This window comes from Pseudomonas sp. VE 267-6A, from assembly GCF_024126555.1.
Classification (GTDB): domain Bacteria; phylum Pseudomonadota; class Gammaproteobacteria; order Pseudomonadales; family Pseudomonadaceae; genus Aquipseudomonas; species Aquipseudomonas palmensis.
Genome location: NZ_JAMYBY010000005.1, coordinates 298420 through 314688 on the forward strand (window position 1 = coordinate 298420; position 16269 = coordinate 314688).

Below are 16269 nucleotides of genomic sequence, written 5' to 3' on the forward strand. Positions count from 1 at the left end.
GGCAGGGCGCGACTGTAGCACGCCGGCGCGTTGTCATCAGCGCTCCGGAACCTGCGGTGTCTGCCACCGGGTACTGAGGGCTGGCCGAAGGCAGAGGGAGTGTGTGAGAATGATACGAATTCCCATTAATGTTTTGTCTGCCTTATCACGCGCCGGACGCCCATGACCTCGCTTTCAACCCCCTGGACGGCCGGCGCGCCGTCGTTTGCGGCTGTCGCCGACGAGCTGCTCGCGCACTACACCGACCTGCGTCGCTACCTCGGCAGCCGACTGCGCAACCCCGATGATGCGGCCGATATTGCCCAGTCGAGCTTTGCCCAGGCCTACGCGCATGCCCTCAATGCCCCGGTGATCAATGCCCGTGCGCTGCTGTTCCAGGCGGCGCGCAACCTGTGCATCGACCAGTTTCGCCGGCGCAGTCGCGAGCTGGCGGCGCTGGAGGACTGGCTGACACGGGCCGATGGGCTCACCCCCAGCGTGGAAGAGATCCTGATTGCCCGCGAGCAGTTGCAGCAACTGATTGCGCGTATCGAGCGCATGCCGCGCCTGCGCCGCGAGGTGTTCGTGCGCGTGCGCCTGCATGGCCAGAGCCATCGCCAGGTGTGTGACGAGCTGCAGCTGTCGGCCAAGGCCGTGGAGCTGCACATCGGCCGCGCGGTGTTCGACCTGTCCGAGCTGAGCCAGGCCTGCCGTCATGTCTGAGGCGCGGCCGGTTTCGCCACGCAAGGTACAGCAGGCGCTGGGCTACCTGGCGGGGCTGCACAGTGACGACCCCTCCCGTGTGCGCGAGGTGAGCGGGCAGTTGCAGCGCTGGCGCAACAAAAGCAGCGAGCATGAGCGTGCCTGGCTGGAGGCCGAGCAGCGTTGGCAGATGATCCATCGACTGACCCCGCAGTTGCGCGGCTCGCTGGCCCCCGAGCCGGTCAACCTCGGCCGGCGTCGCCTGCTGCGCCAGGGTGCCGGCCTGCTGGCGGTGGTCGGGTGCAGTGCATGGCTGGGTTGGCTGTGGCAGCGCCGGCCACAGTTCGACCAGGTACTGCTGACCGAACATGCAGCGCCCGCACGCAATGTACTGCTGCCCGACGGCAGCCAGATGGTGCTGGCGGCCGAAAGCAACGTGCAGGTGAAGTACAGCAACGGCCAGCGCGAGGTCATGCTGGCCCACGGCAATGTGTTTTTCGACGTGGCCCACGAGCGCCTGCGCAGCTTCCTGGTCAGCACCCGGCTGGGGCAGGTGCAGGTGCTGGGCACCGCCTTCAGCGTCAGCGACCGTGGCGGCGATATCCAGGTGGCGGTGACCCGCGGTCATGTGAAGGTGCGCGGCCTGGATGGCGAGACCCGCGAACTGCTGGCCGGCGACCGGGTGCGCCTGGGCGAACCCGGTGTGCCGGGGCCGGTGGAGCATCACCCGCAGGCGGCCCCGAACGCCGAGCACTGGCGCCAGGGCTGGTGGTCGTTCACCGATGCACCGCTGGCCGAGGTGATCGACGAATTCAATGCCTACAGCAACCGTCAGGTGCGGCTTGGCGAGGGAGCGGCCGAGCTGCGCCTGACCGGCAGCTTCCCCAGCGACCGCCCCGACATATTGCTGAACGCCTTGCCCAGGGTGCTGCCGCTGAGCCTGATGCAGAAGGGTGAGTACACCTGGCTGCAGCTTCGTTGAAATTTTTTTGAGGGGTAGTGGCCAGCTAGCGCGTCTTCCTGGCAACTCCCTAGCTCAAAGGACAGATCATGTCGTTTTTCCTCGCCCGGACCACGCGTTCGTCACCTTCTTCGGTTATCCCCAGCACCCTTCGCCACCTGGTGCTGGCCTGTGCTCTTGGCGCGGCCAGCCTGTCGGCCGTGTCGGCCGAGCTGAGCGCAGGCACCCGCGTGCTGGCGCTCGACCTGCCCAGCCAGCCGCTGGATAGCGCGGTGCAGGCGCTGTCCCGCGAGGCGGGGGTGGCGATTGCCGCCGACAGCCAGTGGCTGGCCGGGCGCAATGCCCCGGCGCTGCAGGGCCGCTTCACCCTGCAACAGGCGCTGCAACGCCTGCTGGACAACAGCGGCCTGGTGGCCAGCGAAGAAAACGGCGTGATCATCCTGCGTCGCCCCGAGAGCGACGGCGCGCTGACCCTGGGTGCCACCACGGTCAATGCGCAGGTGGGCAACAGCAGCAACCCGCCCGAGCTCTACAGCGGTGGCCAGGTGGCACGCGGTGCGAAGGTGGGCATGCTGGGCAATCGCGACATCATGGAAACCCCTTTCAACATCACCGCCTACACCGCCCAGCACATGGAAAACCAGCAGAGCGGCACGGTGGGCGCGGTGCTGCGCAACGACCCGTCGGTGCGCTTCAGCACCGGTGAAGGCCACACCTACGAAAACTTCATGATCCGCGGCTACTCCATCGACTCCACCGAGCTTGCGGTCAACGGTCTGTATGGCCTGGCGCCCGATGGGCATGTGCCCACCGAGTTCCTGGAGCGCGTCGAGGTGCTCAAGGGCCCTGGTGCACTGCTCACCGGCATGGCCCCCAACGGCGGTGTGGGCGGGGTGATCAACCTGGTGCCCAAGCGGGCCGGGGATGCGCCACTGACGCGCCTGACCACCAGCTACGTATCCGACGGCTACTGGGCCGAGCACCTGGACCTGAGCCGGCGCCTGGGCGAGGAGAACCGCCTGGGCATCCGCTTCAACGGCGTGTACGGCAGCGGTGACACCGGGGTCGACGACCAGTCCAAGGACCGCACCCTGGCGTCCCTGGGCATGGATTACCGTGGCGATGGCTGGAAGCTGGAACTCGATGCCTACGAAAGCCACGAAAAGATGCAGAACGGCAGCCCGATGATGGCCGGCTTCAGCAAACTGGGCTACGTGACCAAGGCGCCCAAGCCGGATTCCAACATCCTCGACGGTATTTCGGCCAAGCAGATCAGCAAGGCGGTGATCCTGCGCGGCGAATACGAGCTGTCGGACGACTGGACGGCCTACGCCAGCGTCGGCGGTGCGCGTACCCGCTACAAGGGCTTCCTCAACGGCACGCGCTCGATCATCACCTCCGGCAACGGCGACGCCACCGCCGAAACCTACAACCAGGGCGGCTATACCCATAGCCTGTCCACCGAAGCGGGTGTGCGCGGCAACTTCAGTACCGGTCCGGTGACCCACCAGCTGGTGCTCAGCACCACCCTGCTGCACCAGGACATCGGTCGCGCCGCCACCGTAACCGGGGCAAAGTACACGACCAACATCTATCACCCCGGCAAGCCGATCATTGCCGGCAACATCGGCTCCAGCGACAAGACCGGCGACAACACCCTGTCGAGCTTTGCCGTGGCCGATACCCTGGGCTTCGTCGACGACAAGCTGTTGCTGACCCTGGGCGTGCGCTCGCAGCGGGTGCGCCAGAAGATGAGTTCGCCTTCGTATGACGAGCATGCGCTGACCCCGGCACTGGGCGTGGTGCTCAGGCCGTGGGAGGCGGATGTCTCGCTGTACGCCAACTACATCGAGGGCCTGACCCAGGGCGGCATGGTCAGCGACCTGTCGGCTGCCAACTATGGCGAGCAGTTCGCCCCGTACAAGTCCAAGCAGGTGGAAGCCGGGGTCAAGTGGGACCTGGGCGACTTCACCCACACCGTCAGCGTGTTCCAGATCGAGAAGCCGAGCATGATGCTCGACACCGCCAGCAACCGTTACACCGACGATGGTCAGCAGCGCAATCGCGGGGTGGAGTGGAACCTGTTCGGTTCGCTGACGCCGAGCGTACGCCTGCTGGGCGGGGTGACCTATACCCGTGCCGAGCTGACCAAGACCGCTGGCGGCAAGCTCGATGGCAACGCCGCGCGCGGGGTGCCGCAGTGGTCGGCCAACCTGGGCGGCGAGTGGGACACGCCCTGGGTCGAGGGCCTGACCCTGACCGCGCTGGCCATCCACAGCAGCTCGCAGTACCTGGATTCGGCCAACGAGCTGAAGATTCCGCAGTGGACCCGTTATGACCTGGGCGGTCGCTACAGCACGCGCATCCTGAGCAAGGACGTGGTGCTGCGCGCCAGCCTGGAGAACGTCGAGAACCGTGCCTACTGGGCCGGTGTGTTCAACGACGGCTACGCCACGGTCAGCGAGCCGCGCACGCTGAAACTTTCGGCCAGCATCGACTTCTGAGGTGTACATGCAACGACTCAAGACATTTTGCGCCGGCCTTGCGCTGGCCAGCCTGACCGGCGGCGCCGCAATGGCCGCATCGCTGGTGCCCGGGCACAGCGTCAGCGGCGCCATCGGCCAGGGCCGGCAGCCGGTATGGACCGTGCCGCTCAAGGCCGGTGACTTCGTGCAGGGGCGCGTGGAGGGCGACGTCAGCGTGCGCCTGCTCGATGCCGACGGCCAGCCGGTGCGGTTGCTGGTGGACGGGCTGGACATGGTGCGCGACTTCATGTTCATCGCCCCCCACGACGGCCTGTATGGCGTGCGCGCAGAAGCCATCGCCACCCGCCCGCAGGCTGCCTATTCGCTCAAGCTGACCGGTGTCACCAGCGTGGCCGAGCAGCAGGCCCAGCAGACGCGCCTGCAAAGCCCGGTGATGCGCGAGCTGGCGGCGCATGTGGCCAAGGGGGGCGATACCCAGGCCTTCTGGAAGGCCCGCGAGCAGCAGGGTACGCCCCTGGTCGAAGCGCTGGCGGAGCAGCCCGGGCAATCGCTGGTGACCTTCCTGTGGCGAGGTGCCCGGCACAACGTTCGGGTGTTCGGCGCGCCGTCGGGCAACCATGATGAGCTGCAGCGCCTGGGCGACAGCGATGTGTGGTTTCGCAGCTATGTGGTGCCTTCCAGCACCCGGATGAGCTACCAGATGGCACCGGACGTACCGCCCTCCACTGACCGCCGGGTGATTCTGGCCAGCTCCCGGCAAGACCCGCTCAACCCCAACGGCTTTGCCGATGGCAGTGGCGATCGCTGGCTGTCGCGCTCGCGCCTGGAGCTTGCCGACGCGCCGGCGCAGCCCTGGGTGGCGCAGCGCCCCGGGGTAGCCCGGGGCACGCTGGAGCGCCAGGTGCTGACCAGCAAGGTGCTGGGCAACCAGCGTGACGTGTACCTGTACCGGCCGCCGGGCTGGACGCCGGGGGCGGCGGGGCAGGGGCTGCTGGTGCTGTTCGATGCGCATGCCTACACCCGGCAGGTGCCCACCCCGACGCTGCTCGACAACCTGCTCGCCGATGGCCTGATCGGCCCCACTGCTGCGCTGATCATCGCCAACCCGACCGACCTGTCGCGCCAGGTCGAGTTGCCACCCAACCCGCAGTTTGCGCGGTTCATGGCCGAGGAACTGATGCCCTGGGCGAAGGCGCGCGGGCTGTCGGCCCCGGCCGACCGCACGGTGGTGGCAGGTTCCAGCTACGGCGGGCTGGCCTCGGCCTACCTGGGGCTGCAGCATCCGGAGCTGTTCGGCAATGTGCTGAGCCTGTCGGGGTCGTACTGGTGGGCGCCGGAAGGAATGGAGCCTGGCTGGCTGACCCGCGAGTACGTGCGTGCACCGCGTGCGCCGCTGCGCTTCTACCTGCAGTCGGGGTTGTTCGAGGGGCCGAAGATTCTCGACACCAATCGCCAGTTGCGCGACGTGCTGCAGGCCAAGGGGTATCCGGTGGTGCAGGTGGAATACCCGGCCGGGCATGACTACCTGCAATGGCGTGGGTCATTGCCGTGTGGGTTGATCGCCCTGATCGGTAGCGGGCAGGGGACGCCGCAGGCCTGTGAGCCGCGTTGACCCTGCTGGCCGCTTCGCCGGCAAGGCGGGCTCCTGCAACATCGCCAGGAGCCGGCCTCGCCGGCGAAAGGTTTACTGTGCGACAGCCGCCTCGCGCCTGACCTTGTTGCGCCACAGTCGGTAGGCGCGAATGCCTGCCCGCACCGAGCCGTACAGCAGCTCGCTGCCCATCTCCCGCGCCAGCCCCGAGCGCACCAGCATCCGCAGGAAGCTGCCGCGGGCCCGGGCGATGCCCATCACGATGCCCTGGGCCATCAGGGTTTCACGCACTTCGCGCAGCGCCGCGACGCCGCTCACGTCGATCGAGCTGACCGCCTCGGCGTCGAACAGCACGGCACGGGCTTCCACCTCCTTCTGCACCGCGTCGAGCAGGCGCATCTTGAAGTAGTCGGCGTTGAAGAACAGGATCGCGTCGTCGAAGCGGTACACCACCAGCCCTGGCACCGTGCGCGCGTCCTTGTGGCGGCGGATGTCCACCTGGCCCTCGATGCCGGGCGCCCAGCCCAGCACTGCATCGGTGGGCTGGTAGATGGTGTAGAGCAGGCGCAGGATCGCCAGGGTCACCGCGATGATGATGCCCGGCAGCACGCCCACGCCCAGCACGCCGACCGTGGTCAGGATGCACAGCCAGAACTCGAAGCGGCTGAGGGTGTAGATCTTGCTCAGCGACTTGACGTCGATCAGCCCCCAGCCGGCCATCAGCAGCACGGCGCCCAGGGCTGCCTGTGGGATCCACGCCATGGGTACGGTGAACAGCAGCAGGCACAGCGCGATCACCAGCGCCGCGATGATGCCCACCAGCTGGCTCTTGCCGCCCACCATGTCGTTGACTGCGGTACGCGAGTCGGCGCCGCTGATGGCAAACCCCTGCGAGGCGCCGGCGGCCAGGTTCGACACGCCCAGGGCGAGGAATTCATGGTTGGCGTTGATCGCATAGCCATGGCGTGCGGCGAAGCTGCGTGCGGTCAGCATGGCGCTGCAGAAACTGACCGTAGCGATACCCAGGGCGTCACGCAGCAGGCTTTTCATCTCTTCGAGGTTGGTCTGCGGCCAGGCGAGGGTGGGCATGCCCGAGGGCACGTGACCGAGGACTGCCACGCCGAAGCGGTCCAGGCCGAACAGGCCGGCCACCAGGGTGGCGATGGCCACGGTCACCAGCGCTGCCGGCAGCTTGGGGTAGCGCCGGGGCAGCCAGATCAGCAGAGCCAGGCCGGCCAGGCCAATGAACAGCGTCAGCCAATGGATTTCGTTCAGGCGCTCGAGCAGGTTGATCAGGCTGAGCACGAAGCCGTTGCCCTCGATCTTGAACCCCAGCACCTTGCCCAGCTGGCCGGCCAGCAGGCTCAGGCCGATACCGTTGAGGTAGCCGATCAGAATCGGTCGGGAGAAGAAACTGGCAATGAAGCCGGCCCGTGCCAGGCCTGCGGCGATCAGCATCAGCCCCACCAGCACCGTGACGATCACCGACAACTGTGCCACGCGCGCCGGGTCGCCCATGGCCAGCGGCGCCACGGCACCGGCGACCATGGCGCAGGTGGCAGCGTCGGGCCCGACCATCAACTGGCGCGAGCTGCCCACCAGGGCGTACACCATCATGGGCAGGATGCACGCGTACAGCCCGACCTGCGGCGGCAGGCCGACGATCTGCGCGTAAGCGATGGCGATGGGGATCTGGATGGCGGCAACCGACAGGCCGGCCTGGAGGTCAGGGCGAAACCATTCGGCACGGTAACGCAGCAGGTTGGCGAGGCCGGGGAGCCAGCGGGAGAGAAACATGGACTGTTCCTTGTTATGTTTCGAGGTAACGGTGGTTGAATGGATTTTACGGTCAATTGAACGGCTTGGTTTCTGAAGCAGTGCTATCAGCCTGTGTATAATCAGGGCTGGTCGTTTTTTAATCTATGGAAGCCGATGGACTCTGTTCTTTCTGAAGGCCTGCCCCTTGAGGCGAAGGTCAACAACTTCGAATCATGTCGCGGTATTGCCAGCGGACCGGTGTTTATTATCGCCTCGGGTGCTTCTGCGAAAGATTTTCCCATCGAGCAATTCGCCGATGTTCCTATGATCACCTTGAACGGCGCCATCTCGATGTTTATCGATACCGATATAAGGCCGTTCTTCTACGTATGTTCAGACACAAGCTTTCGTCTCCAGCAACCCGAGCTTTACACCTTGGCCCTGCAGCGCAGCCAACGCATTGCCTTGTGGAAATCCGAAGTCGATCGCTTGGCTGAAATACCTGCAGGTGAGCTGTATGCGCTAAGCAAGGCCAAGGATCTCTCACTCTTGGGGTCGGTGCTCAAGCGTGAGCCCCACCACGCCAGAAGCCGAGTGCTATGGAATCGGCGTGCGCGCTCGATTGGCTTTAGCAAGGACATGCGGCATGGCTTCTTCGACGCGCGCACTGTCGCCTACGCCGCACTGCAGTTGGCCTACCACGTGGGTTTTACCAAGGTATTCATGGTGGGTGTTGATCTGAATCAGGCCAGTGGGCGTTTCTATGAGAATGATGCCTCGACCAAATCACCTTGCGGTCTGGATACCCATTTCGAGGGCAGAATCCTGCCCTCGTTAAGACTCATGGCCAAGAGAGTGGTTGATGAAAACTTTGAGGTCTACAACCTTTCGGAAAACTCCCGAATTCCCCGGGACGTGATCCCCAAGTTGGGCATCGAACAAGTACTGGGGATGGTGGCCGCCGAAAGCTTTTCTTGAGTAATCAGTTCTGGCTGAACTGCTGAGACACCACACGCTTGTTGTAGAAAACACAGTTGGCGGGAACGCACTTGTTCACCAGTGACATGGCGCCGATCGTGGCGTTGTCGCCAATGGTCAGCCTGTCTGCAATGATGCAACTGTTGGCGCCGATACTGACATTGTCGCCGATGCTCAGCTCATAGTGCTCCAATCCTAGCGTCTTGATGCCGATGGTCGTGTTCTGCCGAATGAAGCAGTTGCGTCCGATACGAGCGTGGCCACTTATGACTACGCCCGGCAGGTGCGCAATTCTGAAACCCGGCCCTATAACTGCGTTCAGGTCGATGTCTATCGCATACCTGCGATTCAGCCGCTGCTGCATGCCGCGAGCATGGCGCCGCCACCCCCCGCCCTTGCCGTACAGGTACTGAGCGAGACGGAAGTTGAAAAGGTACCGAAGCTTGTTGTCCTTGCGAGCCCGTTTGAGGACGTTTGAAATCAGAATGATGCGACTCCCTGGGTTTTTCTTGTTGGAGACCTCCCTGCGCCAACATTCGAACAACTGGTCAAGGGTCAAGCTGGGATCCTCTGGAGTTAGCAAATGGTATGTCGATGCGATTCGATGGCGAAGCCGAAGCGCAAGTAAAACTGCGTATCAAGTCTATGACGAATCTGGAGGTATGCCTGGAGGCAAGAGGATGGTGCGGGGAAGCTGGAGCGGGTGAAGGGAATCGAACCTTTATTGGCCAGAAATCACGTAAAGTGTGTAGCCGTGTAGCTCGTTGTTCTCCGCGACCCCAGTATTAACCGGCGCTACCCGCCGATTGTCACGGTGCACCATGGTGCACGCCTTATCCCTGCACTTTGCCTTTAGTGAACTCATGCCCTGTGCTGATTCCTAGGGTAGTAGCTCGGTTGGTCGGCCAGCGGACTCGATCCTGAGACCGGTGCCCCATTAGCCCCCGAACCGCTATCAAGTCATATCCGACCACCGCCGCTTACTGTGAAGCGCTGCACATGGCGGATCTACGTTCATGAACGGCCTATCGCAGAGCCCGACCAGGCGGAGTTGCAAACCGGCGAGCCTCGGTTCTTCTCGCAGGAGTGGCTTAATGCTAGCATTCGGGGCGTGCCTCCAAGGTGATTTAAGTGTCCGAAAACCTCTGAACTTCGGAATCATTCCTCCACCATGGACTTTCAAAACGAGGGATAAGTTTTGAGTTTGAACAGCAGCATGTTTGAGATCGCATATGCCGCCGCTACACAGCGTCTGTGCCTATTCACCGGGACAGGGTTCTCCAAAGCTATATCAGACCAGGAAGCTCCAGGATGGCAGAACCTGCTTGAGTACGTGTGTGACGGTTTGCCCGAAGGTGCTGACTTAAAAGCCGCTTTGTTCCCGGTCAAGGGCGACAAGCCTCTTAGCCTCGAAGAGTCCGCTCAAGTCATTGAGTTGAGGCTGAGCCGGCATGGCAAAAGTATCAATACTGAGATTAAGAGCATCATCGAATCTCTCTCGGTGAAAGGGGATGTCGATGCAGTTCAGGAATTTTATCATGAATACGCCTTTAGAGTAGTCACAACGAATTACGATAAGCTATCCGAAGAGCTGGCAGGGAGTGACAGGGTTCAAAGCATTGCTCCAGGCAGACCGATACCCCGTTCTTCTGCACCGATAAAGGTCTACCATGTTCACGGGTCAATTGATTCTCCGGAGAATATGGTAGTGACCTCTGATGATTATTTTCGCTTCATGGGCAGTGACTCTTATTTCTCAAGAAAATTAAGCACCATTTTGCATGAGAATACTGTAGTTATTATTGGTTACTCGTTAGGGGACACCAATCTCAAACGAATCATTAATGACTACAAGTCGTTTGCAAGCAATCATGTTATAGGATCTAATCTTTTCTTTGTATCTAGAAAGAAGGTTGGTCAGATAGTTAAGGATTTCTATTTCCATAGCTTCGGTATTCGGGTTATTGATGATTTAGAGGTAGGAGAGTTTTTTACTCAGCTTAATCGCAGTGCTCGCCTAGCTTCAAGAATTGCAGAGCAGTCTTTGAAATCAATATCGAACGTCATCGAGAAGGGAATGCGCTTCAAAGATACCTACATAAAATTGGAAGATTCATTCTTTCGTGTCATTGCTTCATTGCCAGCGAAAGGGTTTAGCCTGAAACACCCACGTGTAGTGGAAGTAATTGGTGACTTTTTGGAGCGCAAAAGGGTTTTTACTTTAGAGGCAGGTGCCTGGGAGCAGTATGATCATCTGGCGAGCTGGCTCATTCACTTAGGTACTGTGTTTGACGTCGGTAATAGTACGATCAAGGACATTTACTTGAAGGCGGTGAGGCGCTCGATGGTCACTATGAGCAAAGAGAAGCGTCTTGGCTATTCTTGGCAAGCATATAAGTTATGGCTGAGCGGATGGGCCTCCATCAGTGCAGCCAATCGGGCGATGATCCGCGAGTACATCAGTGGTCAAGCGGTTGGAGCTGAAGCTCAGTTGATCGTTGACTCTATTGACTGAGCTGCTCTGGTGTACGAGTCAATCCCTCTTTGGGCGTGTCATTGAGCAGCCACGCCTTGTACAATAATCGATGTTTGATAATGTTAATAAATGAGTATGGAGGCTTTTGCTTGAATTTATCGAGCAAATATCGCTTGGCATTACTGTAAAAAATTTGCCAAGCGAGTTTGGTGTTATTACTGAATAGATTGGGTTACTGGAGTCAGCAGGCTTTTGAAGTTAGTAATCGTTGGATCAATGAATTTTTGCAGATTGTATTTTTTCAATGGAGCGACGCTGTCAAGGCGCGCTTCAATAGCGGAACAGGCATTGTTCCAGAAATCCAGTTCTAGTGTGAGTTCATTACTGCCATGATTGGGTCTCAAACGATCGTTGACGTAACGCTCCGATGCGATCTCAATGAAATCTGCAATGGCAGTATTTGGCGCCTCAGCAAGCGCGCTGACGAACCGATCCACATCAACGTCCGTGAAGAAGACGGTATGGCGATTTTCGGTATATAGCAATTTTACTAGCGTCGTGCGATCACCTTCTTTTATTGCTGTATAGAAGCTTGAAAGTTTGTCAGAGTCGCGGTTTTGCTTTTTATTAAACTGCTCTTTATTAAAGGCGTCCGCGTGCGCACTTATAAAGGATTCAAACGAGTCTGCTAATTTTTCATTCTTCTTCAGGTAAGTAACTTCCCACTGGATAAAGTCATTGAGATTGCAGTTTTTCCATTTGTCAGAATTCTGGTGTTTCATGGGGTAGGCGCTTATGCAGTTGGCCAGACTTACCACCCCCATTTCACTCAAGTTATTTTCAATAAGATTCGCCATCAACTCGGCTTTTCTGAGGAATTGCAGGGGTTGCTCATCGCCGAGGCTTGTGATTTCGGCGTTCAGCCTTCTATCGAGAATGATGAACTCATCGTCCTCCAGATACTGGAATTGCCTGAGTTGTTCCAGGGTGTCCGGTTCTAGGGTGTCTGGCTTCGTAAAAAATGACAAAGACTCGGATAGCGAGTTTATTTTTGAGTAGTCGCCGTTAAAAAGAACATCAGTCCAGAAATTTTCTCTAAATATCGGTAGCTCCGAGTTGAAATATTTTTTTGTGAAATCCGTGCCAGCTTTAAGAACGTTACTGGATGTAAAATCTTGTTGGCGTATTCTAGCAGACTTAACTTCCATGCTGAGCGAAAAAAAGGTTTTGGCTAACAGGATTCGATATTTATCATGAGCTTTGAATTTATCGTCGACCGTCTCCCACATTTGGGAGAAATCGTCTATCGCTTGCTTGAGCGAACGCAGATTGCGGCAGTCGGAAGCGGCGTATGCCTCAACAATTATTTTCTTGAATTCGTAGATGTTTACTGCGTCGTCCAAGAGGAATTGATCAATTACATTTTCAGCGTTGTGATTGATCAAGAAAGTTTTACTGATGACTTTTTCTTTAAATTTTCGATAGTCATTCTCCTGCCCTTTTTCAAACTCCGCTTCGTTGGCTATCAGTATTGTTTTTATCTGGCAAGTCTCCACAACATGGTTTATATAGCCAAGAAGATCCTGAAGCGGGATTCTTGATCGCTCAATATCGTCAAGAATGAGGGCGTAATCTGATTTTCCTTCAATCAGTAAATTGAATAAATTCAAGCTTCCCCGGCTCGCGGCCGATGATACTTCGGCTTTTAGTTCTTCGGATACTTCCAGTTTTATTGCGGTGGCTATTCTTTTTATCGAATCTCCCACGAGCTTCATCCCTTTTAAATTCATCACAGGATAGAAGAAGCCGAGTATGCGGTCTTCCACCTCGGAAATTCTGTGAAGTCCAAATAGACTGACTTTTATTAATTTTAATTCTTCAGATTTGTTATTACTTATAAAGTAATTTATGAAATGAGTTTTTCCACATCCCCAGTTGCCTGTAAGTAAAATGGCTTGGCTTGAGTGCTTGCTATTTAAATAGTGTTGTAAGTTCTTTTCAATATTTTCGTTGGCTGTTTCAGTCATATAACTCCCTTATGAGTTTAAAGCTTGATTAAAATATTTACTACTTGCATTGGTGTGCTGTTCTTGAAATGGCTTGCTTTCTTACAGGTCTTCAAGTTCCTCACCGGCACCTTGAATTTTGTTCAAAATCCCTTCTCTCTTTGCGTTCCAAATGTACCGGGTCGACTCACCATTGTGTTATACCATGAACGTTGTGATGGCGCGTCCTAACTCGCGCGCGGAGGCAATGCTGCCGATCTGCAAGTATACGGTAATGTCCCGAAAGAAGCGCTCAATCATATTCATCCAGGGTAATCGGCGCGCCAACACAATGTTATAATCCCAGCCATCAATGGTAATGGTGTATAAAAGCAGTTTTGCGGCTTCATCTTTGGAGTGTCGGCAGGAAAGGTGTCCCCGCCGACGAAAGATCTGCCGCATTAGAGTGGATTTCAGTGAGGATGCTACACAGTAATACTTGCGTGAGTGCGTCGGATAGCATCTTGGATCTGCTGTGGGGTAGCAGTTTTCCACTGCGAAGCGAGAAAACCTCCAAGCTCTTGGCATAACGCATCGAGTCCGACTTCGCCAACTAAGCCTATTGCTTTCGCAACGGCATCGTTTAGGTCTGCGGCTCCGCTTACAATTACACGCCTATTTTTTGCTTCTTTTTTTGCAAGCTTGTGGAGCATGCACTTAGTAATGACTGCTAGGCCGTTAGGTGATTTGTTGTTAGCTTCGTATACCCATCCTTGGTGGATGAGAATATGTTCAGAGTATCGGTGAATGTGAGGGTGAACCCAAATATATGCGCTTGGTTTCACGGGATAAGGTGCAGTCTTTGTAATTGTGGTCGAAAGAACCGTCTTGGTGCCCTTGTTGTTGTTACAGTCCTTACAGGCTAGCGCCAAATTTTTAATCTCAAAAGTGAAATGGGGGAAGCCCTTTTGGGGTCCTTTGTCAATAATATGGTCGAGCTCGACCAGGCCTTTGTCGTATTTTAGAGGGCGGCGGCAATAGCAACATCTGTCTTTTTGACGCCTCCTCAGGCGTTTATTTAGGTTTGTTTTTAGCCAGTCAAAATTTGAGTGAGTCCAGTTGTAACCATAAGTAGCAACCCCCGCGCCAAGTTGGACTTTGTGAGCTGGCATTAACCAAAGTCTCTCAATTCGATCAAAATGAGTTGGAATTAAAACCATTTCATTCGAGCTCACTATTGTCTAGAACAATCAAGAGAGTGTTTATAATTTGCCGAGCAATATCGTCTGAAGGAAGGTTAGGTAATGTCTTTTGAAGTGACTTAACAAGCTGGTGTAGTTTTGGATTGGTTCGATCGCCTTTTGCAAATAGCCCCAAAGCAGCATCCATGCGTTTGGTGAATTCGATGCTCCGAGAAGAATCTAGACCGAACACATCTTGAAGTATTTCGTCCGAAGTCCATCCGAACGGGCCTGCTGCCAGGGCATCAGCTGTTAGCCTGCCGCGCTGATTTCTCTTCAGTCTGATGACTTCTGCTTCTACTGGGTCTAGCGAAGAAGCAATGAGTGGTGAATGTGTCGCAATAACTAAATGTACGCCGCTTGAGCTGCTAATTACATCTTTCATTAATCGTAGATATTGTTGTTGCCATTCTGGGTGTAGGCTATTTTCTGGTTCGTCAATTAAAATTAATGTATTGTCTTCAACCGCAATGGCCGTAAATAAAAGCGATGAAAATATATGCCATTGTCCTGAGCTGAAGTCGTTCAGTCGAAGAACCTTGCTGTCGGTGTCGTTGTAGGTATAGCTGTCTTTAATTGCAATAAGATTGCAACTCAAAAGCGCTTCAATCGCCTCTAGGTCGCCATACGTTGCGTCAATCCTGACTACATCATCTAAATCAAGCCGAATCTCAACCTCGTAGTTGGCTTTCATGATCTGTACGCATCTAGAAACAAGCTGAGCTCTTTCTTCTGCATCTTGGGAGTCAAGCTTGATATTGATTAGGCGGTTTTTGATCTTAGATAATGTCCATTTACCTTCTTCAGGTACAGACCTTGTAAAAGTGAAGTGTATGCCGTTTGCGACTTTTAATATTGAGAAAGCATGTTTTAAGTGTTTGTAGCGAGACCTGATTCGATCAGGGGACTCAAGAAGGCTTGTTGCAATCTGTGCTATGCCTTGTGCCCGACTGACGAGGTTATTGTCTGTGCGGGGGCCGATATACCTATAAGCAGCCTGGGGTTGTGGACGCCTTCGCAGTGTGAGGCGGGAAGGAAATCGATCAGTGGCCACTCCTGATACAGCGATGATTTTGGATATGTGAGTATTTTTATCCGCCATGTCCCAAAGTTCTAGCGTGCCAGCCCGCGACCTACGTCTGGAATCTTTGGCCTCGATCATGTAGGCGGCATTGTCTAATATTGATCTGAGAGTTCGGCTCTTTTGAGTTCCATTAGATCCAATCAGTATTGAAAAATAGTTCCTAGAACTCTGTTCGTGCTTGGAGAATCGAATCTCATAATTGTCTCGCGGGTCTTCGATATACGTGGTGCCAAACCTTTTTAATCTCATTTTACTGCCCGTCCATGTGAGATTTTTTGTGATCGCCTAGTCTGATCCTGGTGTGCCAAGACTAAACGGAGTTGGAAGATAGCGTAAGGCCATCGGTGAGTCGATGAGAATGGGGGCTCAACATAAATAGGGCTGGCCGTGTGCTCATGATTACCTACCCATGTCGACCCCGAGGATTCGTGTCAGGGCGTAGCTCAGATCAATCAAGCTGGATTGAATCGATCCATAAATCACTCAACCAGCGGCACAATCCGCTGCAAAGTCCCAGGACTCGCAAGCCTCGGAAAGCCCTCAATCTCATATACGCAGTGCTCAATCACGCGAACCCCTTGCGCCTGCAGGTTCCTGACGAAGGCAGACCCCGGCCTTTCCCCACCAGCACCGCCTTGAGCGGAGGTAAACACCAATACCGGAGGGAGCTCGACTCCCAATGCTTCATTTGGGCTCAATGCAAATCCAGCATCCCATGAGTACCCCGCGAACTCGTCCGCTTTAATCGTCCGATACGTCTGTGCTTGAGATACAAAAAGCTCATTCGACCTGACGTTCACAATGCGAATCAGGGCGTCATCGTTGCGCCGAAGGCCACGTGGCGAGAGCCGGATCAGGTCGCCTTTTTTAGGCACTTTCGTATCTGCTGGAACTGAGCTGTATCGCCGGTTCAGCAACTGGGCAATCTCAGGGCAATCACAGATTTGAATCGCCCCTGGTTTCCTAGACACTCTCCAAGCTCAGAAAATAGCGTTTCTCATACTCTACCGGCGACAGCTGATTGTTGA

11 protein-coding genes and 1 pseudogene are annotated in these 16269 nt (G+C 56.5%); 6 read left to right on the forward strand and 6 right to left on the reverse strand.

The window, feature by feature from the left end; translation table 11 throughout:
• The first annotated feature begins 162 nt into the window (after positions 1 to 162).
• The 4 genes from NJH59_RS08025 to NJH59_RS08040 all read left to right on the forward strand — a co-directional run bounded on the left by NJH59_RS08025 (position 163) and on the right by NJH59_RS08040 (position 5740).
• On the forward strand, positions 163 to 702 hold the full coding sequence (locus NJH59_RS08025) for an RNA polymerase sigma factor (RefSeq protein WP_043859744.1): 540 nt from the start codon (positions 163 to 165) through the stop codon (positions 700 to 702).
• Positions 695 to 1663 (forward strand): FecR domain-containing protein, encoded by a 969-nt coding sequence (locus NJH59_RS08030; RefSeq protein WP_253086615.1) that lies wholly within the window; start codon positions 695 to 697, stop codon positions 1661 to 1663. Before NJH59_RS08025 ends, NJH59_RS08030 begins: the two co-directional genes overlap by 8 nt.
• Before the next feature lie 68 nt (positions 1664 to 1731).
• Positions 1732 to 4146: a TonB-dependent receptor gene (locus NJH59_RS08035; RefSeq protein WP_078480624.1), complete on the forward strand. Its 2415-nt coding sequence runs from the start codon at positions 1732 to 1734 to the stop codon at positions 4144 to 4146.
• A gap of 7 nt (positions 4147 to 4153) precedes the next feature.
• A complete protein-coding gene (locus NJH59_RS08040) occupies positions 4154 to 5740 on the forward strand; it encodes an alpha/beta hydrolase-fold protein (RefSeq protein ID WP_253086616.1) in 1587 nt (528 codons plus the stop codon).
• A 72-nt stretch (positions 5741 to 5812) separates the two neighbouring features.
• On the opposite strand, the gene NJH59_RS08045 is transcribed toward NJH59_RS08040, so the two are convergent.
• The gene (locus NJH59_RS08045) at positions 5813 to 7516 is read right to left on the reverse strand and encodes a SulP family inorganic anion transporter (protein ID WP_236176541.1); all 1704 of its coding nucleotides are present in this window, start codon (positions 7514 to 7516) and stop codon (positions 5813 to 5815) included.
• 135 nt (positions 7517 to 7651) lie between these two features.
• Here NJH59_RS08045 and NJH59_RS08050 point away from each other — a divergent pair, with 135 nt between their 5' ends.
• Entirely contained in the window at positions 7652 to 8455 is an 804-nt protein-coding gene (locus NJH59_RS08050) for a lipopolysaccharide biosynthesis protein (RefSeq protein ID WP_253086617.1), read from the forward strand.
• A 4-nt stretch (positions 8456 to 8459) separates the two neighbouring features.
• Here NJH59_RS08050 and NJH59_RS08055 read toward each other — a convergent pair whose 3' ends face one another.
• Positions 8460 to 9014: a serine acetyltransferase gene (locus tag NJH59_RS08055; RefSeq protein ID WP_253086618.1), complete on the reverse strand. Its 555-nt coding sequence runs from the start codon at positions 9012 to 9014 to the stop codon at positions 8460 to 8462.
• Positions 9015 to 9671: 657 nt separating this feature from the next.
• On the opposite strand from NJH59_RS08055, the gene NJH59_RS08060 reads away from it, so the two are divergent.
• The gene (locus NJH59_RS08060; protein ID WP_253086619.1) at positions 9672 to 10970 is read left to right on the forward strand and encodes an SIR2 family protein; all 1299 of its coding nucleotides are present in this window, start codon (positions 9672 to 9674) and stop codon (positions 10968 to 10970) included.
• A gap of 176 nt (positions 10971 to 11146) precedes the next feature.
• Here NJH59_RS08060 and NJH59_RS08065 read toward each other — a convergent pair whose 3' ends face one another.
• The 4 genes and pseudogenes from NJH59_RS08065 to NJH59_RS08080 all read right to left on the reverse strand — a co-directional run bounded on the left by NJH59_RS08065 (position 11147) and on the right by NJH59_RS08080 (position 15259).
• On the reverse strand, positions 11147 to 12958 hold the full coding sequence (locus NJH59_RS08065; protein WP_253086620.1) for a P-loop NTPase fold protein: 1812 nt from the start codon (positions 12956 to 12958) through the stop codon (positions 11147 to 11149).
• 81 nt (positions 12959 to 13039) lie between these two features.
• Positions 13040 to 13246: pseudogene (locus tag NJH59_RS08070) on the reverse strand (IS630 family transposase); the annotation flags it as partial.
• A gap of 155 nt (positions 13247 to 13401) precedes the next feature.
• On the reverse strand, positions 13402 to 14151 hold the full coding sequence (locus tag NJH59_RS08075; protein WP_253086621.1) for an HNH endonuclease: 750 nt from the start codon (positions 14149 to 14151) through the stop codon (positions 13402 to 13404).
• A complete protein-coding gene (locus NJH59_RS08080) occupies positions 14138 to 15259 on the reverse strand; it encodes an AAA family ATPase (protein ID WP_253086622.1) in 1122 nt (373 codons plus the stop codon). The genes NJH59_RS08075 and NJH59_RS08080 overlap by 14 nt, the downstream gene beginning before the upstream one ends.
• Positions 15260 to 16269 lie beyond the last annotated feature (1010 nt).

Excerpts from the sequence above, each read along its gene's own strand:
- NJH59_RS08025 (WP_043859744.1), top strand. The coding sequence starts at position 163 with ATGACCTCGCTTTCAACCCCCTGGACGGCCGGCGCGCCGTCGTTTGCG.
- NJH59_RS08030 (WP_253086615.1), top strand. The coding sequence starts at position 695 with ATGTCTGAGGCGCGGCCGGTTTCGCCACGCAAGGTACAGCAGGCGCTG.
- NJH59_RS08035 (WP_078480624.1), top strand. The coding sequence starts at position 1,732 with ATGTCGTTTTTCCTCGCCCGGACCACGCGTTCGTCACCTTCTTCGGTT.
- NJH59_RS08040 (WP_253086616.1), top strand. The coding sequence starts at position 4,154 with ATGCAACGACTCAAGACATTTTGCGCCGGCCTTGCGCTGGCCAGCCTG.
- NJH59_RS08045 (WP_236176541.1), bottom strand. The coding sequence starts at position 7,516 with ATGTTTCTCTCCCGCTGGCTCCCCGGCCTCGCCAACCTGCTGCGTTAC.
- NJH59_RS08050 (WP_253086617.1), top strand. The coding sequence starts at position 7,652 with ATGGACTCTGTTCTTTCTGAAGGCCTGCCCCTTGAGGCGAAGGTCAAC.
- NJH59_RS08060 (WP_253086619.1), top strand. The coding sequence starts at position 9,672 with ATGTTTGAGATCGCATATGCCGCCGCTACACAGCGTCTGTGCCTATTC.
- NJH59_RS08065 (WP_253086620.1), bottom strand. The coding sequence starts at position 12,958 with ATGACTGAAACAGCCAACGAAAATATTGAAAAGAACTTACAACACTAT.
- NJH59_RS08080 (WP_253086622.1), bottom strand. The coding sequence starts at position 15,259 with ATGGCGGATAAAAATACTCACATATCCAAAATCATCGCTGTATCAGGA.